At 51.3% G+C, this 23,217-nt stretch carries 20 protein-coding genes; 15 read left to right on the forward strand and 5 right to left on the reverse strand.

Translation table 11 applies throughout. The annotated features are described in order from the left end of the window. Window position 1 precedes the first annotated feature (1 nt). Together OMP95_RS06565 and OMP95_RS06570 are read right to left on the reverse strand one after the other, a co-directional pair. A complete protein-coding gene (locus tag OMP95_RS06565; RefSeq protein ID WP_266327186.1) occupies window positions 2-1,642 on the reverse strand; it encodes an acetolactate synthase large subunit in 1,641 nt (546 codons plus the stop codon). Between the two features lie 84 nt (window positions 1,643-1,726). Continuing rightward, window positions 1,727-2,536: a flagellar motor protein MotB gene (locus tag OMP95_RS06570; protein ID WP_266327188.1), complete on the reverse strand. Its 810-nt coding sequence runs from the start codon at window positions 2,534-2,536 to the stop codon at window positions 1,727-1,729. A 183-nt stretch (window positions 2,537-2,719) separates the two neighbouring features. Here OMP95_RS06570 and OMP95_RS06575 point away from each other — a divergent pair, with 183 nt between their 5' ends. The 3 genes from OMP95_RS06575 (at window position 2,720) to OMP95_RS06585 (ending at window position 8,284) form a co-directional block, all read left to right on the forward strand. Next, window positions 2,720-3,934: a GGDEF domain-containing protein gene (locus OMP95_RS06575; protein ID WP_266327190.1), complete on the forward strand. Its 1,215-nt coding sequence runs from the start codon at window positions 2,720-2,722 to the stop codon at window positions 3,932-3,934. Window positions 3,935-3,999: 65 nt separating this feature from the next. Continuing rightward, the gene (locus OMP95_RS06580; protein ID WP_266327192.1) at window positions 4,000-7,398 is read left to right on the forward strand and encodes an EAL domain-containing protein; all 3,399 of its coding nucleotides are present in this window, start codon (window positions 4,000-4,002) and stop codon (window positions 7,396-7,398) included. Between the two features lie 19 nt (window positions 7,399-7,417). Continuing rightward, window positions 7,418-8,284, forward strand: a complete 867-nt coding sequence (locus tag OMP95_RS06585) for an HDOD domain-containing protein (RefSeq protein ID WP_266327194.1) — start codon at window positions 7,418-7,420, stop codon at window positions 8,282-8,284. Here the strand turns inward: OMP95_RS06585 and OMP95_RS06590 are convergent. Beyond that, complete coding sequence (locus OMP95_RS06590; protein ID WP_266327196.1) at window positions 8,266-8,694, reverse strand: hypothetical protein; 429 nt, start codon at window positions 8,692-8,694, stop codon at window positions 8,266-8,268. The two genes, OMP95_RS06585 and OMP95_RS06590, sit on opposite strands and share 19 nt — an antisense overlap. Window positions 8,695-8,854: 160 nt before the next feature. On the opposite strand from OMP95_RS06590, the gene OMP95_RS06595 reads away from it, so the two are divergent. The 3 genes from OMP95_RS06595 to OMP95_RS06605 all read left to right on the forward strand — a co-directional run bounded on the left by OMP95_RS06595 (window position 8,855) and on the right by OMP95_RS06605 (window position 11,341). After that, entirely contained in the window at window positions 8,855-9,397 is a 543-nt protein-coding gene (locus OMP95_RS06595) for a Slp family lipoprotein (RefSeq protein WP_266327198.1), read from the forward strand. Window positions 9,398-9,587: 190 nt separating this feature from the next. Then, entirely contained in the window at window positions 9,588-10,220 is a 633-nt protein-coding gene (locus tag OMP95_RS06600) for a phosphoribosyltransferase (RefSeq protein WP_266327200.1), read from the forward strand. Between the two features lie 83 nt (window positions 10,221-10,303). Continuing rightward, entirely contained in the window at window positions 10,304-11,341 is a 1,038-nt protein-coding gene (locus OMP95_RS06605; RefSeq protein WP_266327202.1) for a class I fructose-bisphosphate aldolase, read from the forward strand. A 10-nt stretch (window positions 11,342-11,351) separates the two neighbouring features. Here the strand turns inward: OMP95_RS06605 and oadA are convergent, their stop codons facing one another. Both oadA and OMP95_RS06615 read right to left on the reverse strand, forming a co-directional pair. Beyond that, entirely contained in the window at window positions 11,352-13,142 is a 1,791-nt protein-coding gene (gene oadA / locus OMP95_RS06610; RefSeq protein WP_266327204.1) for a sodium-extruding oxaloacetate decarboxylase subunit alpha, read from the reverse strand. A gap of 111 nt (window positions 13,143-13,253) precedes the next feature. Continuing rightward, on the reverse strand, window positions 13,254-14,669 hold the full coding sequence (locus OMP95_RS06615) for an acetyl-CoA carboxylase biotin carboxylase subunit (protein ID WP_266327206.1): 1,416 nt from the start codon (window positions 14,667-14,669) through the stop codon (window positions 13,254-13,256). A gap of 117 nt (window positions 14,670-14,786) precedes the next feature. On the opposite strand from OMP95_RS06615, the gene OMP95_RS06620 reads away from it, so the two are divergent. From OMP95_RS06620 to OMP95_RS06665, 9 genes are all read left to right on the forward strand, one after another. Then, window positions 14,787-15,737 (forward strand): LysR family transcriptional regulator, encoded by a 951-nt coding sequence (locus OMP95_RS06620; protein ID WP_266327209.1) that lies wholly within the window; start codon window positions 14,787-14,789, stop codon window positions 15,735-15,737. Between the two features lie 343 nt (window positions 15,738-16,080). Further along, the gene (locus OMP95_RS06625; protein ID WP_266327211.1) at window positions 16,081-16,281 is read left to right on the forward strand and encodes a Flp family type IVb pilin; all 201 of its coding nucleotides are present in this window, start codon (window positions 16,081-16,083) and stop codon (window positions 16,279-16,281) included. 42 nt (window positions 16,282-16,323) lie between these two features. Then, window positions 16,324-16,833 carry a prepilin peptidase gene (locus tag OMP95_RS06630; protein ID WP_266327213.1) on the forward strand — a complete coding sequence of 170 codons (510 nt, stop codon included), beginning with the start codon at window positions 16,324-16,326 and terminating at the stop codon, window positions 16,831-16,833. Further along, window positions 16,833-17,327 (forward strand): TadE/TadG family type IV pilus assembly protein, encoded by a 495-nt coding sequence (locus OMP95_RS06635; protein WP_266327252.1) that lies wholly within the window; start codon window positions 16,833-16,835, stop codon window positions 17,325-17,327. The genes OMP95_RS06630 and OMP95_RS06635 overlap by 1 nt, the downstream gene beginning before the upstream one ends. Window positions 17,328-17,415: 88 nt before the next feature. Continuing rightward, a complete protein-coding gene (cpaB, locus tag OMP95_RS06640) occupies window positions 17,416-18,399 on the forward strand; it encodes a Flp pilus assembly protein CpaB (protein ID WP_266327215.1) in 984 nt (327 codons plus the stop codon). Between the two features lies 1 nt (window position 18,400). Further along, a complete protein-coding gene (locus OMP95_RS12500; protein ID WP_323135113.1) occupies window positions 18,401-19,792 on the forward strand; it encodes a type II and III secretion system protein family protein in 1,392 nt (463 codons plus the stop codon). A gap of 5 nt (window positions 19,793-19,797) precedes the next feature. After that, complete coding sequence (locus OMP95_RS06655; protein ID WP_266327217.1) at window positions 19,798-21,006, forward strand: hypothetical protein; 1,209 nt, start codon at window positions 19,798-19,800, stop codon at window positions 21,004-21,006. 9 nt (window positions 21,007-21,015) lie between these two features. Next, window positions 21,016-22,314: a CpaF family protein gene (locus tag OMP95_RS06660; RefSeq protein ID WP_323135114.1), complete on the forward strand. Its 1,299-nt coding sequence runs from the start codon at window positions 21,016-21,018 to the stop codon at window positions 22,312-22,314. Continuing rightward, the gene (locus tag OMP95_RS06665) at window positions 22,301-23,212 is read left to right on the forward strand and encodes a type II secretion system F family protein (RefSeq protein ID WP_416234635.1); all 912 of its coding nucleotides are present in this window, start codon (window positions 22,301-22,303) and stop codon (window positions 23,210-23,212) included. The genes OMP95_RS06660 and OMP95_RS06665 overlap by 14 nt, the downstream gene beginning before the upstream one ends. Window positions 23,213-23,217: the final 5 nt, after the last annotated feature.

Raw genomic sequence — 23,217 nt, forward strand, 5'->3', positions numbered from 1 at the left:
CTTAAAGAATGCAGATTTTTTGTTTCAGACCTTCGCTGAGAATGGAATGATTCAGGGAATAATCGACTTCGAGGTCAATCAAATGAACGCCTTTTGAATTCAGCGCGGTTTCCAGAATCTTGGCAAACTCAGTATAGCTGGCGGGCCGGTGGCCCGTGGCGCCATACGCATCAGCATATTTAACAAAATCAGGATTGTTAAAACTAAGGCCATAATCTTTAAAGCCCATGCTTTCCTGTTTCCATCTGACCATACCATAAGCGTTATCGTTGAAGATCAATACCACCAGATCCAGGTTCAGGCGGACAGCAGTTTCCAGTTCCTGAGAATTCATCATAAAACCACCATCGCCACAGACAGCCATGACCCGTTGTTCAGGGTGCAGTAATTTAGCCATCATCGCAGTAGGCAAGCCGGCCCCCATGGTCGCGAGTGCGTTATCAAGCAGAATAGAGTGGTAATAATAACTCTGATAATTACGGGCGAACCAGATTTTATACACCCCATTATCCAACGCCAGAATGTCTTCTTCACCCATCAGCTCGCGAATAACTTTGACTGCGCTTTGCGGTAAAACCGGAAAGCGTTCGTCATCACTGTATGCGGACAGGCGTTCATGAACTTCCTGTTTTACCCGATAAAAATAAGAAAAGTCCCAGTGTTGTTGCAAGGTCAGGCCGGCCCGCAAGCGATTGATAGACGTGGCGATATCACCGACTACATCCAGTTGCGGGAAATAAACCGGGTCAATTTCGGCGGCATGGAAGTTGATATGAATCACTTGTGCACCGCCGTCTTTCATAAAGAAAGGCGGTTTTTCTACCTCATCATGACCCACATTAATAATCAGATCAGCGCGATCGATCGCACAGTGAAGAAAGTCTGATTCGGACAGCGCTGCGGTGCCCAGATAGCTGTCGTGACGTTCATCAATCACGCCTTTGCCCAGCTGAGTGTTGAAAAACGGTATGCCAGTGTGTTCGACGAACTTGGTCAAGGCCACACTGGCTCGTTTACGGTTGGCACCGGCCCCGATCAGTAGCAATGGCATGGTGGCTTCTTCAATCATTTTCACCGCGTGCTGGATCGTACGGTTGTCCGCATCAGGACGACGAATGGCCTCAACCGTGTAGATGCGTTCATGGGCTTCTTCTGCCGCGATATCTTCGGGTAACTCGATATGCACGGCACCGGGACGCTCTTCTATCGCGATGCGGAAAGCCTCACGCACAATGGCGGCTACCGTGTTGCCATGCACGACCTGTTTGGTGAACTTGGTGATGGGACGCATCATATTGACCACATCGACAATCTGGAATAAAGCCTGTTTGCTGGTTTTGATCGGTTTCTGGCCAGTGATGATCAGCATCGGCATGCCACCAAGCTGGGCATAAGCCGCTGGTGTGACCAAATTGGTGGCGCCGGGACCGAGTGTGGAAAGGCAGACACCGGGTTTGCCGGTCAGCCTGCCGTAGTTGGCGGCCATGAATCCGGCACCTTGCTCATGTCGGGTAATAATGAGTTTAATTGATGAATGTTGCAGTGAATCGATAAAATCCAGGTTTTCTTCGCCCGGTATACCGAAAATGTATTCGACCCCTTCGTTTTCCAGCGCTTTGACGAGTAGGTCTGATGTTTTCATGATGTGTCCTTCTCGGTTTGGTACAAGGTGTCTCATCGATGCTTGTTGTGATTGATTATATAGTGATAAAACAGCTCACGGCTATCAGTTTATGATGCCGATTTCCACCCGGCGGTTCATAGCCCGCTCTGCATCGGTGTTATTAGCTACCAGTGGTTGGGTGTCGGCATAACCTTCAATTCTGAACTGTTCCGGCCGCAGTGCCGGGTGATCCAGTAAAGCATGTACAACCGAGGTGGCCCGGGCCGCAGACAGTTCCCAGTTAGATCGATATTGTGCCGAATGCAGCGGGACATTATCCGTGTGGCCAGCTACTACAAACTCGGCATCGATATCTGACAGCGCTTTTGCAATTCGCCTGAGCACCGGTGAAAAAGCTGATTTCAGTGTAGCCCGCGCAGAGGGAAATGAAGCCTGTTCATTGATACGTATCAGCACTCGGCCTGACAGGCTCTCAAGGCTGAGTAAGCCTTCACTTATTTCTGCTGACAAGGCTTGTTGCAACTGGTTTTGCAGTGTTTTCAGTTTTGCTGCCTGATAAAAAGCAGCATCGTCCACTTTCAGTGCCTGTTTGTCATCTACAGTAGTTTGCCGGACTTCTGCCCACGGTGTCGACGCAGGCTTTGCAGCCGAAAATGTCTGCTTGATGACACTGGTGCCTTTGAGGATGTCATCAACAGACTCGGGGCGTTGAACGCCAAAAGCATTGTCCATGGAACGCACTACCATTTTGTATTTGAGCGCGTCGATTTCTGCCATTGTTACCAGCATCACAAAAAAACATAACAGTAACGTCATCAAATCGGCAAAAGTCGCCACATAACGGGGTATGCCGGAATCCTGACTTTTCTCTCGTCTGTTATTTTGATCTGAATCAGTATCGTGTTCGCTCATCGGGCTTTGTCTGCAAGGAGTATAAGCAGGCTATGCAGTCATTTTTTGTTTGTCAAAAAGTTCATTTTTACAGATTAGATTTTTGTGAACTGGCTCACATAACAATCAAGGTTGTTCACGTTCGTTAAAAACAGGCAGAAAACAAAACGGGCTGTGCTATGCTGAGCCAAAAAAGGGGGGAGTATGCTGGAGTTCCTTGATGCTAAAACGATTTTTGTGCTGACAGCGCTGTTCTCCGCCTTGATCACCGTTGTGTTTTTTTCTATTCATCGTGGCGTATACGGTGTTGTCAATGGTGTACTCTCATTTGCCTGGGGATACGGCTTTTTTTCCTTGTTTGCGCTGTTATTGTTTATGCGGGGACTCATTCATCCCCTACTAAGTGTAGTACTCGCGGATACGGCTTTGATTCTGGCTTTATTGATGATGGCCGACGGTATCTGCCGAATAAAGAACTACCCGATCCATACCCTTTTTTACCGCTGGTATTTGACGTTGTGTTTGCTGATATTCAGCTGGTTTACGTTTATCGATCCAAGTTTTACCGTCAGGGTGCTGGTGGTTATTTTATGTGTCGTGGTTATCTTCAGCTGGATACTGCTAATGCTGGTACGGCAGTCGTTAAATAGCTGGCGTCTCGGTGAATGGATTTTGTCAGTTGCCTTGCTGGTTTCGATTGTGGCGGGGGTGCTTTGGGCAATGTTCATGCTTACCGGGCTGGATGATACTACTGCGTTGTCTATTCTTGCCTATCAAGGGACTCAGGCGCACTATTTGACCATTAACCTGCTGGCAACAGTATTTATTGCGTTGGGACTCATTGTCATTACCCAGGATGATTTGCGCCGGGATCTGGAAAGATTGGCGTCTTATGATGCTTTAACCGGGGTGTTGACGCGGAGGGTGATTCTGAATCTGCTGGATAAAGCCATGGCCACAGTTGCACGCTATGGTCAGCCCATGGCATTGATGATTCTGGATTTGGATCATTTTAAACATATTAACGACAATTTCGGCCATCGGGTGGGGGATGCCGTACTGGTGCAGGTTATGAAGGCGATTGAGGGAGCTTTGCGTAAAGATACCTTCATTGGCCGTTATGGCGGCGAAGAGTTTCTGGTGATCATGCCGGATACCAATCAAGCACAGCTGAGAGAAGTCAGCGAGCGTATTCGCCGGGTAACAGCAGAAACCCGAATCAGACACCAGGATCAGACAATACACTGTACCATCAGTATCGGTGGCCTCATTATTGACGCTGATAATGTTCACTTACTTTATGATCCGGTCACATATGCTGATCGGGCGCTGTATCAGGCGAAAGTTCAGGGGCGGAATCAAGTGGTCATTGCTGATGCAGAGTACCTGTCTACTGCTGTCCTGTCTGAGCCGACATAAGTGCTGTGATGGCGGGTATAATACGAGGCCATACGCAGAAGGGCTATCAATGAACTGCGATCAACATGGCCCAAACGCCTTCGATTAGTACCGACTGTCAGGATATGCACTCCAACATCTCTACCAAACTTGCCTTTTACAGTATCCTGACCGTTCTGACGTTACTGCTGTTTATTGCCGCGGCCTATGTCAACTACAGTATGGTGCAGCGGCACCAAAACCAAGTTTACAACGATACGCAGAAACACCTCAGCCTTTATCACCACCGGCTTTTCACTAATTTGCAGAGCCATATGCAAATAGTCCGAGGATTACCCGGTCTGTTTGCAGTGAACCCCGACTTGACACAGGAACAATTCACCCGCGCGGTCAAACACTTGGTTAACAGCGAATCGGAAATTCGGAATATTGCTGCTGCGCCCGGCATGGTCATTCGTTATATGTACCCCGTTGCCGGCAATGAAAAAGCGATAGGACTGGATTATCGACAAACCCCTTTGCAGTTTGAAGCCGCCGATCGTGCCAGACGCACCCGTGAGCTGGTGCTGGCAGGGCCTTTGGAGCTGAAGCAGGGAGGTGTTGGTTTAATCAGCCGTATTCCCGTTTTCCTGCAAAATGAAACGGGGAAAGAATACTTCTGGGGGCTGATTTCTGCGGTGATTGATGTCAACCGGTTTTTCGAGAAAAGCGGTCTGCTGGTCGACGATATGCCAATTAAGATTGCCATACGGGGTGCTGACAGCCTTGGCAGGCAAGGTGCCGTTTTCTTCGGTGACGCAGCGTTGTTCGAAAATCCACGACTGGCGCAGACACTCAAATTACCCGAAGGAGAATGGCTGTTGACCGCCGCACCGCTGGGTGGTTGGTCGCAGTTACCTGAGAATATCTGGCAAAAACGTATTCTGGTTTATGGTACGGCCATGGCTTTATTTCTGCTGCTGGCGATGTTTGTTCGTTTTATTTTTGCGGCGTCGCTTGCTAACCATAAATTCCGCAACCTGATTGAGAGTTCCCCCGTTCCTTATGTGCTGTTGGATGGTAAAAAACAGATCAGTTTTATAAACCGTGCTTTTACTGAAACCTATGGCTATCGCCTTGATCAAATCCGGGCGATGAAAAGCTGGTGGGATGTGACTGCGGCACCGCTGCGTTACCAGGAAGAATTCAAGGCCTATTTAAGACGGTTCAGCCGTCAGGCGAATAGCAGTAATAAGCCATCGATGCCGATGGAGGTTGAGTTACACACCAAGCAGGGGCAACGCAAAGTGGCGCTGCTGAGCACTTCAGTTATGCAAGACACCTTTGAAGATGAAATGCTGCTGGTGATCTATGACATCACTGCGCGTAAGGAAGCTGAAGAACAGTTACGTTTCTCATCGAGGGTATTCAATCAGGCACAGGAAGGCATCATTATTACCGATACCAGCGGTGCTATCACCGATGTGAACCCGGCGTTTTGTGATATTACCGGCTACAGCCGGGAGGAAGTGATAGGTCAGGGACCTGAAATCCTCAATTCCGGCAAACACTCTCCGGAGTTCTTCAGCAAAATGTGGCAGTCGATCATCGAACACGGCTACTGGCAGGGAGAAGTCTGGAACCGGCGTAAAAATGGTGAGTTGTATGCTGAATTATTGACGATATCAGCATTGAGTGATGATGATGGCCTCTGCCGTCATTTTGTCGGACTGTTTTCAGATATTACTCAAACCAAACAACAGCAGGAAACACTGGAATTGATGGCACATTATGATGTGCTGACCAAACTGCCTAACCGGGTACTGTTTGCAGATCGTTTTTCCCAGGCGGTGGCACATAGCAAACGGACGGAAACCTTGTTGGCCGTGTGTTTTCTGGATTTGGATAATTTCAAGCCGGTCAATGACACTTATGGGCATGAAGTAGGGGATCAGCTGTTGATTGAGGTGGCACAGCGATTGAAAGCCAATGTCCGTGATGAAGATACCATCTCGCGTTTCGGCGGTGATGAATTTGCCATTCTGTTTCGCGATGTCGGGTCGCAATCAGAGTGTGAGTTTATGCTGCAGCGTATCCATGAATCACTGGCCCGACCATACAGTGTTAACGATCTCAATGTCGAAATAAGCGCTTCCAGTGGTGTGACTTTCTATCCGACGGATAACGCAGATCTGGATACTTTATTGCGCCATGCCGATCAAACCATGTATCAGGCCAAGTTGTCCGGTCGCAATACCTACAAACTGTTTAATCCGGCGCACAATCGCCAGACCATGGAAAAACAGCAATGGTTGCAACAGATTCGACAAGGCCTGGAACAAGGGCAATTCCGGCTGTTTTACCAGCCTAAAGTCAATATGAGAACCGGCCAGGTATTTGGTATGGAAGCGCTTATCCGTTGGCAACATCCGGACAACGGCCTGCTCTCACCCGTGCAGTTTCTGCCATTGGTGGAAGGCTCGGATCTGGAAATTGATATAGGCAACTGGGTTATTCATACAGCCCTATCTCAACTGCAGAGCTGGCATGATGACGGTCATATATTGGAAGTGAGTGTTAACGTAGCATCCTCACATCTACAGTCGGCGGACTTTATTGACGATGTGGAGGCCGCACTGGCCGCCCATCCGGGTTTGGACTCCCGCTACCTGCAACTGGAAATTGTTGAAACCAGTGCACTGGGAGATATTGGTGCGATTACCAAGGCCATCAAACTGTGCCGTGAAGTGCTGGGGGTTTCCGTTGCTCTGGATGATTTCGGTACCGGTTATTCGTCCCTGACGCATTTACGTCATCTGACAGCCAGTACTATTAAAATCGATCAGAGTTTTGTCCGCGATATGCTTGATGACCCTCAGGATTACACTATTGTTGACGGGGTCAGCGGTCTGGCTGATGCGTTCAACCGGCAAGTGATTGCGGAAGGTGTTGAGACTAATGAACATGGTCTGATGCTGTTAATGATCGGCTGTGATCTGGCACAAGGCTTTGGCATAGCCAAACCGATGCCGGCAGAGGATGTGCCTGGCTGGCTGGAGGCATATCAGCCGAACCGGTACTGGATGACATGTGCAGCCCAACCGCTTTCTTTACGTCAACGTGCTCTGAAATTGTTCAGCCTGATATCAAACCGCTGGTATCAGAGCTTTATTAGCAGTATTCAGCAGCAGCCGGAAACAGTTGAACACTGGCCGATCATGGCGCCCAGGAAATGCCACTGCGGCAGCTGGATACAACGGGTTCGGTCACAGGGATGGTTCGATGTCTTGTGGCTGGACAAACTTGAAGCAAGTCATGATCGCTGGCATGCATTGGCTTATGAGTTACGCGAGACCTTCCTGGCCGGCAATGATGAAGCCGCCCGCGAAGCACTAGCCGAGCTGGAGCGATTGTTTGACGATATGCAAAGACTGGTGGAAGCGGCGATGCAACCGGCAACAAACCTTGCAAAACGTAGCCTTCAGCCGGATAATCAAACCCAGTAAAAAGCGAGGTAATGGACTGATGTTAGCGAACATGGAAGCTGGCGCACAGCAAATTATTCAAGAATTTCGTATTCCCCCCAAACCCGCTATTTTGATTGCTTTGCAACAGGAACTCGCCAAAGATGACGCGGATCCGGTGGATTTTGCTGATGTCATTGCCCGCGATGTCGCGTTGTCAGCAGTCGTTCTGAAAACGGTGAATTCGCCGCTGTTCGGGCTCAGCCGTGAGTTGTCCGATATCCGCCAGGCTGTGATTTTACTGGGTGGCGACAAGCTTAAGCATGTGGTGACTTTTTTCACTTTGCGCCAGTCTCTGAGCGGCCGGGCCGCGATCTCTCTGGAAAAATTCTGGGACAACGCAATGGAAGTTGCAAACATATCAGGAATCGTAGCCAGGCATCTTGCGTCCCAAATTACCTGTCAGGCTGACATGCTCTATGCGTTTGGGTTATTCAGGGATTGTGGTATTCCACTGATGGCGATGAAGTATGCGGATTACAAAACGGTGCTGTTTGAGGCCAATCATGCGCCTCATCATGTGTTTACTGACATTGAAGACGACCATTATCAAACCAATCATGCTGTGGTGGGGTATTTTGTGGCCTCATCCTGGAACCTGCCGAAATCTCTTTGTGAATTGGTTTTGAGGCATCACGATCCCGAATTTATGCAAGATACCCAAGTGAGTCACAGCCAGAAGGATTTGTATGCGCTGATTAAAATTGCATCTGATGTCCTGACTCAATACAAATACGGCAAACTTGACTCTGAATGGCCTATGGTTGAGGACTCGGTGCTGGCCCATTTTCAGCTCAGCGAACTGGATCATTGTGATCTGCTGGCAGATATCAAGGACGAATACGACTCTCAATTTGGCGCGCTCTGACAGGCTTTTTGCAGAGCGACACAGACCGTTTCCACCTCTTTCAGATTGATTTTTGCCTGCGCCACCCGTTTGCTGTCGATAATCATCATCAATCCGCTGATACCGATCAGGCTCGCTACCACGCCGGCAACGCCGCCAATCAACCAGGCACAAACAACAGCCAGCAGCATTAAGGTACAAAGTTGAATGATCATAAATTGGGCGGAGAATTTTTCCTTTTTTGCCCGGCTTAACCGGGTTTGCCAGGCCTGTTTCAGCGTAGCAAGCTGCTGGGCGGTGAGCTTATCATTATCAAGCTCATGGCAGAACTCAACGCCGATAAGTTCATTATTGTGATTGCGTGAGACCAGCGACACGGCTTCAGCTGTGGTGAGCCGTTCATTAAAGATGGCTTGTGCTCGATCTACCATGTAACGCTCCCTGAACAGGTAGTATGAGGCCTTTATTTTTACAGGTTTTGAGGGCCGTCATAAGGGTGGCTTTTCCTGACTTGGCAGGGCATAACAGGAAACTAAATTTGTAGCTGAATAGTCCATAAAGTTAGTTAATTTGCTGGCTTTTGGAGGCAATATGAGAATTCTCCTACCCATGGTTTTGCTGATGCTGACCGCCGCCTGCAGCACCGTGCCCGAGTCGATTAAAAATGCCCCTGAGCCTGATATACAGCTTACTCAGGTATTCAACCAGGCGAGTAACTATCAAGGTGGAAAAGTACGTTGGGGCGGACAAGTGGTTAAGGTTGAAAATGACGATGAGGGCGCCATTATTCACATTGCCCAGTTCCCGCTTAACAGTTATGGCAGACCGATCACAGATAAAGACAGTGCCGGCAGATTTCTGGCCCGCAGCCAGGTTTTTGTTGACCCGTATATTTACAAACGCGGTACGCTGGTGACCGTGGCGGGACATGTTTCATCTGAGAGAACCGTGACAATCGACAAAAAACAGCTCAATCTGCCGCTAGTTAGTATCACGGAAATTTATCGTTGGACGGTGGCGCAATACCGTGATCCCTATTACGGCTACGGGCACCCGTATTATTATGATTCCTTCGGTTACGGGAGGTATTATTATCCGTACCGGCATTATCACCACGGCTACTACTGGTGGTAAAGCCTGAAGCAGCTGATTTCGATCAAGATCCCGGAGAGACCCGGGGGCCAGAATCGTCCATAATGGTATGGTATTGATCGAACCGGACGGTTTTTATAACCTTTAGATTCCGGTATAAACAGGCTCCCATCTTGCTGTTGTTTAAGCGGCAAATAAACACGGCTGCCAAAACAGGGGAATACTGATAACCATGCCAACAGAATTCCAATGTGAATTGATTTCCTGGGCCCGGATCGTCGATCTGGTCACCAAACTCGCCGTTCAAATCCGTCATCAGGGTTTTCAGCCCGATATTATCATTGCTATCGGTCGTGGCGGCTATGTGCCTGCACGATTGTTGGCTGATTATCTGGATGTAATGGATCTGACTGACATCAAGATTGTGCATTACCACGCTGCCGATAAATTGCCGTTAACCACGGTCAAATTCGGACTCAGTGCCGATGTCAGTAACAGGAAAGTGCTGGTGATCGATGATGTGAGTGATAGCGGTGATACCTTTACGGTTGCCATCGAGCATATTCTGCAAAGATCAACGCCGACATGCATCTGTACCGCGGTATTGCATCATAAAACCACATCCCGCTTTGTGCCTGACTTTTATGCGGCGAAACTGGCCAAATGGCGCTGGCTGATCTATCCCTGGGCCCGAGTCGAAGATATCAGCAGTTTTGTTGCTAAACTGGCACCGTGTCCGGATAATCGGCAGGATGTGGCTGCATACCTGAAACAGGCTTATGGCATTCAGGTACCGGATAAGCTGCTTAATTATGTATTGCAGCAGCAAGCAGAGGATAATCGGGAGAAAAGCGCAACAGGCTAATACGCCTGTGTTTGATAAACAGACGGGGCCGTTAGATCCTAACGGCATCAGAACGATAAAATTCATTTTCCTGGGAGGCCGACATGGATACAACAGATATGCTGGAAGCCACCATCAACGATATTGTGCAAAAAGGGCGCGGCATTCTGGCCGCCGATGAAAGCACACCTACCATTACCAAGCGCTTCAATGCGCTCAATATCGAATCTACCGAGCAAAGCCGTTGTGCCTGGCGCAGTCTGCTGGTCACCACACCAGGTGTGGGCGACTACCTCAGTGGTGTCATCTTCTACGAGGAGACATTGCAGCAAAAAACGGCCAATGGCTGCACGGTTGGCGAGGCGGCCTGGCGACAGAAAATCGTGCCCGGCATCAAGGCCGACAAAGGCGTAATCGATTTGGCCTTATCGCCTGGCGATAAGATCACGCAGGGGCTGGACGGACTGGCGGAGCGTTTGCAGTCATATAAAAAACTGGGCGCACGTTTTGCCAAATGGCGCGAAGTTTACCCTGTCGGACCATCTACGCCGACCCAGCATGCCATCGAAGCCAAGGCCGAAATGCTGGCGCGTTATGCCGCGGTCTGCCAGTCCGAAGGGGTGGTGCCGATAGTCGAGCCGGAAGTGCTGATGGATGGCGATCATGATATTGATCGCCATGCCAGGGTGACCGAAGCAGTTTTGCATGCCGTTTTTCATGCCTTGCATCGCCACCATGTGGTACTGGAGCTGATCATTTTGAAGCCGAACATGGTGCTGCCGGGTAAAGACTGTTTGCAGCAAGCCCCGCCGGATGAGGTCGCAGCGGCAACCTTGAAAGTACTTAAACATACGGTGCCGGCTGCTGTGCCGACGATTAATTTCCTGTCCGGCGGCCAGGAAGCGGAAGAAGCGACGGTCAATCTCAATGAAATCAACCGGCAGGGAGCAGGATTGCCGTGGCACCTGAGTATTTCCTATGGCCGTGCATTGCAGCAGCCCGCCATGCAGATCTGGCAGGGCAAAGACGAAAATGTGCCTGCCGCCCAGCAGGCACTGTTTAAGCGTGCACAACTTAATCATTTAGCCATGCTGGGCAGATATGAACCGGCAATGGAGGACGTGTCATGGGCGCATCTATAAGCCTTTGAACTTATTCGATTTCGATTAAGACTTCTCCTGGCGTTACCCGGCCACCTTTTGTGACATGCAGGGCCTGCACCGTGCCAGAGATATTAGCCAGCAATTCGGTTTCCATTTTCATGGCTTCCATGATTAGCAGCGCCTGCCCGGCTTCGACGTGATCACCTTCGCTGACCAGTATCTCGACCACGTTGCCGGGTAATGGCGCGGTGACATGGCCGGGCAAGGTGGCTTTTTTACGGCCACCACCGCCTTCACTGACATATTCATTAAGCGCTTCAAAAGTGACTTCTTCCGGCATGCCGTCAATAGAGATGTAGAACTTGCGTTTACCGCCTCCGACATCACCGACACCGGTAATGGCGATATCATAACTTTCGCCATGAACATCCACTTTGAATTCGGTAGCGATGGTTTCCCTGCTTTGATTACCGTCCGTAACGGGCAACAAGGGTTCGGGGTTTAAGCTGCCATTTGCACGTTGCTGTAAAAATTCACGGCCCAGATCCGGGAACATGGCATAGGTCAGCACATCTTCTTCGGATTGTGCCAGCTCACCGATTTCAGCACGCAATTTATTTAATTCGGGGGACAGGGCGTCGGCCGGGCGGGAGTCGATGATTTGTTCATTACCGATGGCTTTTTTCTGTAATTGCTCGTTAACCGGTGCCGGGGGACGACCATATCCGCCCTGCAAATAACGTTTCACCTCATTGGTGATGGTTTTGTAGCGTTCGCCGGCCAGCACGTTATACACCGCCTGAGTACCGACAATTTGTGAAGTGGGGGTGACCAATGGCGGATAACCCAGATCTTCACGTACGCGCGGGATTTCGGCAAACACTTCACGAATGCGATCTAAAGCATTCTGTTCTTTCAACTGGTTGGCCAGATTCGACATCATGCCACCCGGAACCTGGTTGATTTGTACCGAGACATCTTCGCGGGTGAACTCACTTTCAAATTGATGGTATTTTTTGCGAACTTCGCCGAAATAGTCAGCAATTTCGGCTAATAGTTTGAGATCGAGCCCTGTATCCCATTCAGTATTTATCAATGCCGCCACCTGCGATTCGGTGGCCGGATGGCTGGTGCCCCAGGCAAAGGAAGAAATGGCGGTATCGATCCGATCCGCGCCGGCTTCAATGGCTTTCAGCTGGCATTGTGCTGCCAGCCCGGAGGTGGCATGACTGTGAATCACCAGCGGCAAGTCAACTTCTGCTTTGATAGCTTTGACCAGGTCATAAGTCGGATACGGCGCCAGCAGACCGGCCATATCTTTAATGGCAATGGAATCCGCACCCATATCACGTAGATCTTTGGCCTGTGTCACAAACAGTTCTGCGGTGTGCACCGGGCTAGTGGTGTAACAAATGGTGCCTTGAGCATGTTTGCCGGTGTTTTTCACCGCCGTGATGGCGGTTTCCAGGTTGCGCAGATCATTGAGGGCATCAAAGATCCGGAAGACATCAATACCGTTGTCGGCGGCACGTTCGACAAAAGCACTGACCACATCGTCGGCATAATGGCGATAACCCAGCAGGTTCTGTCCGCGCAGCAACATTTGCAGCCGAGTGTTGGGTAAGGCCTGTTTGAGCTGACGCAGTCTTTGCCAGGGATCTTCTTTAAGAAAACGCACACAGGCATCAAACGTCGCGCCGCCCCAGACCTCCAGCGACCAGTAACCCACTTTATCCAGCTTGTCACAAATCGGCAGCATATCGTCAGTATGCATGCGGGTCGCGATCAGCGACTGATGGGCATCACGCAGAATAACGTCGGTAATTTGTATCGGTTTCATTGTTTTCTCCAGCTTGGTGCTCTTTCAAGTTGATATTGCTGTATTTCGTTGGTTCTGTCAGCGTTCATGGGTAGGCGCAGCTCGCCGTGAATGGCTGTCCCTTTGTAAGAGCTACCAGCCTGTATGGGCTGCAATGGCAGTGGCCAAAGCCAGCGCAACCGCGCTGGGACGTCGTTTATCGGAATAGTTCAGCAGTTCGGGATGGGCCGGTACAAAACTGGTGTTGAACTGGCCGCTACGGAAATCCGGATGGTTAAGGATTTGTTTATAGTAATTGGCCGTAGTTTTAATACCGTGCAGACGCATATCATCCAGCGCCCTCTGACCGCGGTTTAGCGCGTCTTCCCAGTCCAAGGCCCAGACCACCAGTTTCAGACACATGGAATCAAAATAAGGCGGGATGTCATAGCCGGTGTAAATGGCGGTATCCACCCGTACGCCCGGCCCCCCCGGTGCATAATAATGGGTGATGCGGCCAAAGCTGGGTAAAAAGTCGTTTTTCGGATCTTCGGCGTTAATACGAAACTGTAAAGCAAAGCCGCGGTACTGTATGTCCTGCTGGCGATAACTCAAGGTTTGTCCGGCAGCAATGCGAAGCTGCTCGCGCACGATGTCCACGCCGGTGATTTGCTCGGTAATGGTGTGTTCGACTTGCACCCGGGTGTTCATTTCCATGAAATACACTTCATTGCCGGTGAGCAGAAATTCAACGGTACCGGCATTTTCATAACCTACGGCTTTGGCGGCACGCACGGCCAGATCACCGACATAATCACGTTGTTCCGGCGTCAGTTGGGGGCTGGGCGCAATTTCAATCAGCTTTTGATTGCGCCGCTGGATAGAGCAGTCACGTTCGTACAAATGGATAACATTACCCTGGCTGTCGCCCAGGATCTGCACTTCAATATGGCGCGGGTTGATGATGCACTTTTCCAGAAAGACTTCTGCCGAGCCGAAAGCCTTAGTGGCCTCGGAAATAACCCGCGGATATTGTTGGCGCAGCTCGGCCGCACTGTCACAGCGGCGAATACCACGGCCGCCGCCGCCGGAAGTGGCTTTAATCATCACCGGATAGCCGACTTCCTCGGCTAAAACCAAAGCCTCTTCCAGGCTGGCCAGGTTGCCATCCGAGCCGGGTGTAATCGGCACACCGGCGGCGCGCATGCTGTCGCGAGCGGCGGTTTTATCACCCATACGTTCGATAACCGTCGACTTGGGGCCGATAAAGGTGATGTTGTTTTTTTCACAAAGGCGGGCGAATTCTGCATTCTCAGACAGAAAACCATAGCCCGGATGAATCGCATCACAACCCGTTTCCACGGCCAGATTCACGATGCGCAGCGGATCCAGATAACCCGCCAGGGGATCTTCACCGAGCGAAAAGGATTCATCGGCACGTTTGACGTGCAAGCCATAACGATCCGGTTCGGTATAGATCGCTACTGAACGAATACCCGCTTCGGCACAGGCACGTATGATTCGTACGGCAATTTCGCCCCGGTTGGCGATTAACACTTTTTTCAACATGGGCTGGCTCCCGATTTGGTCTGTTATCAAGCGTAGAGTAAAGGGAGTATAAAGAAAAATTGATATAATTTTTATCAGTGATAAGTTTTAGCTTATATATAGATATAAAGGTGAGTTATGTCGCTATCTCTTCAACAATTAATTAGTCGACTGTCCTTTCGCCAATTACAGGTTTTTCAGGCGGTTTATCAGCAGCAGGGTTATCGAAAAGCGGCAGAATCGCTGGGGCTCACCCAGCCCGCGGTCAGTTCGCAAATTCGTAAACTTGAAGATGTGCTGGGACAGCCTTTGTTCGAATATGTGGGCAGGAAGCTCTATTGCACGCGTGCCGGTGAGCGGGTGGCGGAGTGTATCAATGCCGTTTTTGACCAGGTGCAGCATTTGCAAAGTGATCTGCACAGTCTGCAAGGCAGATTGTCCGGTGATTTGAGATTAAGCGTGGTCAATACCGTGCAATATGTGGTGCCGTATTTACTGAAAGGTTTCCTGCAAATGCACCCGGCGGTTAACGTCAATGTCCGTGTTGTGAATCGTGCCAGAGCTCTTGAACAACTGAACAGCAACACGGATGACCTGGTGATGATGGGGCTGGTGCCTAATGATCGATCATTATCATCGTTACCGTTTTTGGATAATGAGTTAATCCCGGTAATGTCGGCAGAACACCCGCTTGCGGGGAGAAAGCAACTGCCCGCCCAGCAGTTTCTCAATGCTAATCTCTTGCTGCGTGAGCAGGGATCCGGCAGCAGGCTGGCTTTGGAACAACATTGCCAACATTATCGGCTCAGCCTGCAACCTTATATGGAGTTGGGTTCGAACGATGCGATTAAATATGCGGTGCTGGCGGGATTGGGCGTCGCTGTTTTACCTAAACTGAGCGTATTGTCGGAACTGAAGCTGGGTACGCTCAAAACCGTCTCGATAAAAGGTTTTCCGCTACGCCGCTCATGGTGTCTGGTTTATCCTTCAGGCAAACATCCTACCCCGGTAACACAAGCTTTTCTGGATTATGTGCAGCAGAACCTGAAAGAAATCAACGATTACTTTAAACAGCTGGGTGAATCGTGATCAAGGGGCTGTGAGCGGTTAAGCCGGAAGGCATATATCAATACTATCGGCGGTTAAAAAAACCGGAATATAAAATCTCTGCACGGTTTTACTGTCGCGGCAAGTGACGAATGCAGAACCTGGATTTAAGAAAGGTAAAGAGGGATAACCATCTGCCGATAAAGAAAAAAACGGCTTGCCGATAATGTTTTAGAGGCGTTTTTAATTCCGTTACGAAAGGAACGATTTGCAAAAGGCGGAAAATTCATCTATTGATAAGCTTAACAGAAAAAAGCCACCGGCAAGAGTGGTCAGCAGTTATGTAGTTAGCGGGCGAAAATGTTAATTACCAAAGGAGAGAGAGATGTCTACAGTAAATGTTAAACAGATCGTTATGCAGTTTCTTCGCAATGAAGAAGGGGCCAGCGGTATTGAATATGCACTTGTGGCCGCAATGGTCGCGGTGGCTCTGGTTGCTTTTGTTCCAGGAATTAACACAGCAATAAAAGGTATATTCCAACAAATCCAGGATGCGATTTCTACTTCTACTGAAACAACCCCGTAATTTTTAGTCTGTTAATTAGCTATTAGTTATCGACTTAACACTATGGTAGTGCCATGGTTAATTGGCTTGTGGGCGTTTTGCTGTGGTTTCTTTGACCTTACTCAACGCCGGCTGCCGAATATGCTGACTTTAGGGATGCATGTGCCTGCCCTGTTGATTCTGTTAATCACTGGACAAGGGGCGCTGGGTGCTTCGTGGTTTTCCTGTCTGTCAGCCTGGGGGGTAGCAATTATTTTAACTTTACCTGCCTATGCTATGAAATGGCTGGGCGCCGGCGATGTAAAGCTGCTGGCGGCAATAGGATTGTTATGCGGGTTACCGGTACTACTGTTTTGTTTTGCCATCGCCGGCCTGCTGGCCGGTACGCTGGTGCTGGCCTGGAGGTCCGCTGAATACTTAGTGCCGTACCTGAACCTGTATTTGGCAAGGTTCCAACTCAATGTGCCGCCTGCGCCTGTTATGCAGGGCCGGATATTGCCGTTTGGCAGTTTATTGGCAATAGGTCTGGTATCAAGCCTATTGTTGAATGTTCATATGAGGACAGGCTGGTGATGCGTTGCCGGACAATACCTCATAGACCCTGTTTACCGGCACAGCAGTCAGGTGCGGCGGCGATTGAGGCGGCGCTAATGTTTGTGATTTTCTTCGTCTTGTTCTACGCCATTGTCAGTTATTCGCTGCCCATGCTGATGAGCCAGGCGTTTCATCATGCTGCCGCTTCAGGCGCGCGGGCTGCGGTAGCTGTGGAACCTGATGGTTTTGCCACAACCAGTGATTATATCGAGCAAGGTGTGACGCCGCGGGTGCGGACGGTGGTCGGCGAAACGCTGAGTTGGTTACCGTCCATCGCGCAGGCGGCGGTGTTGGGTGAGGCCAATCAGAACGTCGGAATAAACTTTGTGCCAGCGACAGGAGCGCTGACGGTGACGGTCATTTATTCGAATTACCGCAGCGCGCCGATGATTCCTGTATTAACGCTGCCCGGTATTGGTGATGTGCCCCGGCTGCCTGAGCACTTGAGCGGACAGGCGGTGGTGATGTTGTGAGGCGTATTGATAGGTAGTTTCAAGTAGTTGATTAACAACGCAGGCTGATGGTGGAAGTCCGGCCTGATGACAGGGAAAGGAGAACAGGATGAGCAGTTCGACTTTACGTATGGTGGCAATTTTACTGGCTTTGGGCGCTGCGGTTCTTGGCTATCTGGGATATCAGGCGGGTCGGACACCGGCAGCCGCAGTCGCGCCGGTATCGGCAACTGTCCAACAGGAACCGGAGCGTGTAGCTGTGCTCATTGCTGCCCGCGATATTGATGCCGGAAAAACGATAGGGCAGGACGATGTCACCACCCAGTTTGTCAGCAAGGCTGTGATAGGCGTTTATCAACAGAGTGGCGACGTGATCGGCCGCGAACCGCGGATGACGATCGCCGCCGGAGAAGTGCTCATCGAGGATCACTTTCACAATGACAGTCCGTTGGTACAGAGTATCCGCCCCGGAGAGCGCGCTGTTGCGGTCAGGGTGGATGAGGTGATTGGCACCGGGGGCTTCATTCAGCCGGGTGATATTGTTGACGTGCTGTTCTATCTGCAAGCCGGGCGGGAAACCGGCAAAAACAGTTCGGCGCAGTTACTGCTGCCGGACATCCGGGTACTCGCTTTTGGCAACACTGTCGATATGCTTGATCGGGATGCCATCCGCAAAAAATCCCGCGCCCATCTCGCTAAGGCAGAAGAGGGAAAAACTTTGCTGCCGGAGGGCAGCAAAGCCCCTGATCAGGATGACCCAACCGGTAAAAAAAGCAAAACAGCTGTGCTGGCGGTAGCGCGGGATGCGGTATCAAAACTGTTGCTAGCGGAATCGAGCGGTCGGATCAGACTGGCTCTGCATGGAGCTGACTCGCCTGCAAAACAACCTGACAACCCTGCTTTTTTACCCGCAACCGCAGCGAAATCCCAGGGTAATCCGCACTACCTGGTGACCTTGAAAACCCTGACCGCAACGCCGGTGGTGCCAAGCCAGACGACCGCGCGCCGGGTTGCTGCGCCAGCCGCCAAGCCAAAAGTTTTAGTTCACAGAGGCAGTGCCGCCACTGCCGTTACCGTAGAGCAGGAGAATTAACATGCGCAAACCCTGTTGCAGTCAGCGCCATTGGCCAAGGATTGGGCTGGCCACGGTCTGCTTCTGGTTTGTATTTGCTTTTACCTCTCTGGCGGTACGCGCCGAGATACCGCTATTGAAGCTGGAGGCGGGCAGCCAGCACAGTTATCTATATGGCCAGCGTATTGCCCGTGTGGCAGTGGGTGACCCCGAGATTGCCGATGTCACGGTGATAGATAAAAGCCAGTTATTGATCACGCCCAAAAAGCCGGGAGCGACCAGTCTTAAAATATGGGCAGACGGCAACAGCAAACAACCGGAGGAAGTCAGCCTGCTGGTAACGGTGTCAGACGGACTTGCCGCCCATGGTCTGGACACGCTCGGCGACTCTGATCTGGCGATTGAGGCAGCCGGCGGCGAACTTAGGTTATCAGGGGAAAGTGCATCGCTGGAACAGCACGCCGGTGTGCGGGGTATGCTGGGTTTTGATGCCGATAATGGGGTCGATGCTACGACCTTGAATTATGACGCGCAGGTGCAAATCGATATCAAGATTGTTGAAATCAGCAAGAACCGGCTGCAGTCGGCAGGTTTTTTTCTGGGTAAGAATAATGACAGCCGTACCCGTGCGCTATCGTCACCGGGTAATATCAGTGGTGTCGAGACCGGTCAGAATGGCAATTTCTCCTTGCTGAGCAGCAGTGGTTTTCTGCCCAACAGCGATGCGTTTAATTTTATCTATGGTCGGGCGACGGATGGTTTGTTGGGGGTGATTTCCGTGCTGGAGGGCAATGGCTTTGCCTATACGCTGGCAGAACCGTCGCTGATGGCGATGAGCGGTCAGAGTGCGAATTTCCTGGCCGGGGGTGAGTTTCCGGTGCCGGTGCGCGGTGCTAGCGGTACCGATAACAGTGTGACGATCGAATACAAGGAGTTTGGGGTGCGCCTGTCTTTGACGCCGACGGTGCTGGATCCAAACCGTATTGCCCTGAAAGTGGCGCCGGAAGTCAGTGAACTCGACTTTAATGCCGGTATCCAGAGCGGCGGCGTGGCGGTACCGGCCTTGCGGGTGCGGCGTACCGATACCAGCGTGGCGCTGGGTGATGGTGAAAGCTTTGTTATCAGCGGCCTTATCAGCCAGAACACGCTGGCCAGCGTCGATAAGGTCCCCGGCCTTGGAGACATCCCGATTATCGGTGCGTTTTTCCAATCCAAGCAGATTGATCGCAATGATCGGGAACTGCTGATGATCGTGACGCCGCACTTGGTCAGACCTTTGGCGCGTGATGCTGCGTTGCCGGCATTGCCGGGCGAAAAATACCGTAATTATGAACGCAATTTCTTTGAGTTTCTGTTCATGGAAGATGGCAGCTTTGCCGACAGACAACCCGTTTCAACTGGATTTTCAAAGTAGCCGCCATGAGTAAATCAGCTAAACGTTCTTATATCGTCATCCCCGATAACGAGGCACAGCTCAGCTGGCTCCAAGACGTATTGTCTGGAGAGGGAGAGGTGATCGAGTCCGATATTTCGTCAATCGAGCGGGTCAGACAGTTGCTGGATCTCACCGGATCCCAGGTGGTGTTTGTCGGTTTATCGGAAGCAAAACTGCGAGAGAGCACGGCTTTTATTGAAGATCTGGTGACACTGAAAACCATGTTGCTGGTAATAGCCGTTGCCGACAAGGCCGATAATGAGCTGTTGCTGAATGCGATGCGGGCCGGGGCGCGGGAGTTTATTACCACCGGCACCCGCCATAATGAAGTGATGCGGCTGATACAACGGCTGCAACTTCGGGCACCGGTGTCGCAACACAGCACCCTGGAGCGAGGCAAAGTGACTTCGTTGATCAGCGCCCGGCCGGGCTCTGATTCACCGATGCTGGCCTTGCACCTGGCGCTGGCGCTGCAACAAGAAGACGAGAAAGCGCTGTTATTGGATCTGGGCACACCGGCCGCCGACACCCTTATCTATCTGGGCATCAATGCGCCATACAGTTTCATTGACGCGGTGCGCAGTTTGCGCCGGCTGGATGCCACCCTGATCGACAGCGCGTTTGCCAAGCATGAAAGTGGCTTGAAGCTGTTGGCGCTGCCGGAGGAACATACTGGCATGGGTGAGGTGACCTCAGCCGATATTTATGTGCTGCTCGGTGTGCTGAAGCAGTATTTTACTCATATCATCATCAATCTTGGCGGCGTGCCTTACTCCGATTTCCTGCATTTGCTGGTCAGTAACTCCGAAACCACGCTGGTGGTGCTGGAACAGAGCGTGCCCAGCTGCAAACAGAATATGCAGCTCATTCGCAAGTTGTCTCAGGCTCAGATTGAGATGTCCAAGGTGAAACTGGTGGTCGATCATTACCTGCCCAGTCTGCCGCCCGATGCGGAAAACCTGGCACGAGGGCTGGATATCAGCCTGCTGACCACCTTGCCTTCATCCGGTATGGCCAGACTCAAGATGATGAATTCGGCCGAAAGCCTGTTCGAGTGTGCACCGCGCGACCCCTACACGATTTCAGTGAAAAAAATGGCCCGCCGGATTAATTCCGGCGAGTTGAATGCCACGACAGAAAGCAGCAGGAAAGGATGGTTTTCCTGGCTCAGGTTACGCAAAAAAACGGCATAGGAGCCGGTTATGACATTCCAGTATCCGCACTACGACTTCAGTCTGAAAAACAGCCAGACTTATCAGGACATCAAGTATGCCTTGCATCGTTATCTGATTGCCCGGGTTGAAGAAGACAAAGTGCCGGTTGGTGACTGGTCGGAGCAGCAGCTGACCAATTATGTTTACGACCATGTCACGGAGTATGCCAATCAAAGCCAGCTGGCGGTCAGCGGTCAGGATCTGGATGATCTGACCGAGGAAATGGTCAATGAACTGGTCGGCTACGGCCCGCTGCAAACATTGCTGGCCGATGACACTATCAGCGATATCATGGTCAACGGCGCTTACCATATTTTCTATGAGAAAAACGGCCAGGTTCAGGAGTCTTCGCTGCGTTTTATCGATGACGAACATGTGTTGCGGGTCATTCGGCGGATTATTGCGCCGATGGGGCGGCGACTGGATGAGTCCAGTCCGATGGTTGATGCGCGGCTGCCCGACGGCAGCCGGGTTAACGCAATTATTCCGCCGTTGGCTTTGGATGGTCCTTGCGTGTCGATACGTAAATTCCGCCGTGAAATGCTGCGCGAAACTGATCTGCTCGTCTACGGTTCGGTCAGTCAGGAGCTGCTGGACTTTCTGGTTCAGGCCGTCAGGGTGCGTTGCAATATCATGGTCAGCGGTGGCACCGGTACCGGTAAAACCACGCTGCTCAATGTATTAAGCCGGTTTATTGACCCGGCCGAGCGCCTTGTCACTATCGAGGATGCCGCGGAGCTGCAGCTGGGGCACAAACATGTGGTGCGGCTGGAAACCCGTCCCCCGAATGTTGAGGGCCATGGCGAAGTGCGGGCCCGCGACCTGGTTCGAAATGCCCTGCGGATGCGGCCTGATCGCATCATTCTGGGTGAGGTGCGCGGCGAGGAAGTGCTGGATATGCTGCAGGCGATGAATACCGGTCATGACGGCTCGATGAGTACCATTCATGCCAACAATACCCGTGATGCACTGATCCGACTGGAAATGCTGGCTTCGCTGGCCAACTTCCGCGGCGGGCCGGAGGTAGTCAAGGGCATGATTGCCAGCGCGGTGGATGTGCTGGTGCATATTTCACGTTTTTCTGACGGTACCCGCCGCATCACTTCGGTCACCGAAATTACCGGTCATCGTGACGGGCAGTTCATGATGAACGAGCTGTTTAGTTATGATGCCGGGCAACATAATCATGTCCGTGCCGGATTGCGGCCGGCAAATCAGAAGTTTTCATCAACTTCGCTGCATCGCCAAAGCGAGGTTAACGGCTTGGAGGGCGGTGGTTTTGTCTGACTTGGTCGTGCTTATCTATCTGGCCGCGATAGTGCTGGTGTCACTGGCCTTGCTGGCGGTGTATAAAAGCGGCGCGCAAGAATTGAGCGAAAAAACCACACGGCATTTCGCGGAATCAGCCAATATCGCGATTGGCGGTCACGAAAGCCGGGGAAAACGCCAGCGCGCCAACCGCATTCAGCAATTGTTCTGGCGTGCCGGGGTCGAGCCCTCGCAGTGGCATATTGTCAGCTTGACCATGCTGGCCTGTTTACTGACCCTCATTGTCGCCGCGATGCAGGGCATACTGGCTGCCTTGCTGATGCCGTTGCTGTTGGCGGCCCTTGTCTATTTCTGGCTCTGGCACAAGGGGCAAAGCCGCATCAAGGCGATTATTTTTCAACTGCCGTTGTTTCTGGATCAGGTGTTGCGGGCGCTGAGTACCGGCCGCAGCATGGAAAGTGCCCTTGGCCTGGCGACGCAGGAAGCCGCGCAACCGCTCAAGGATATTTTTGAACGCGTACTGCGGGCCAATCAACTGGGTAAGGATCTCGGGCAAGCCATCCAGGAAACGGCGGAGCTGTACCGGGTTCAGGAGTTGTACCTGATCTCGTTGGCCATTCGTGTCAATCGCAGTTACGGCAGCAGTGTGCGGGAATTGCTAAATAATATCGTCAAAATGATCCATGATCGCGAAGCGACCCGTCGTGAATTACGTACATTGACCGGCGAAACCCGGGTCACCGCCTGGGTGCTGGGTCTGCTGCCAATTATGATTGCCGGTTACATCGTCATGATGAATCCGGGTTATATGGAAACTATGTGGGAAGACAGTGCCGGCCGGATTATGCTGGTGGCGGCCCTGCTATTTCAGGCCATTGGGGCATTTGCCTTGTGGCGGATGATCAAGAGTATATAGGTGAA

Origin of the sequence: Methylophaga sp. OBS4 (assembly GCF_026319305.1) — a bacterium.
In the GTDB taxonomy this organism is placed as follows: Bacteria; Pseudomonadota; Gammaproteobacteria; order Nitrosococcales; family Methylophagaceae; genus Methylophaga.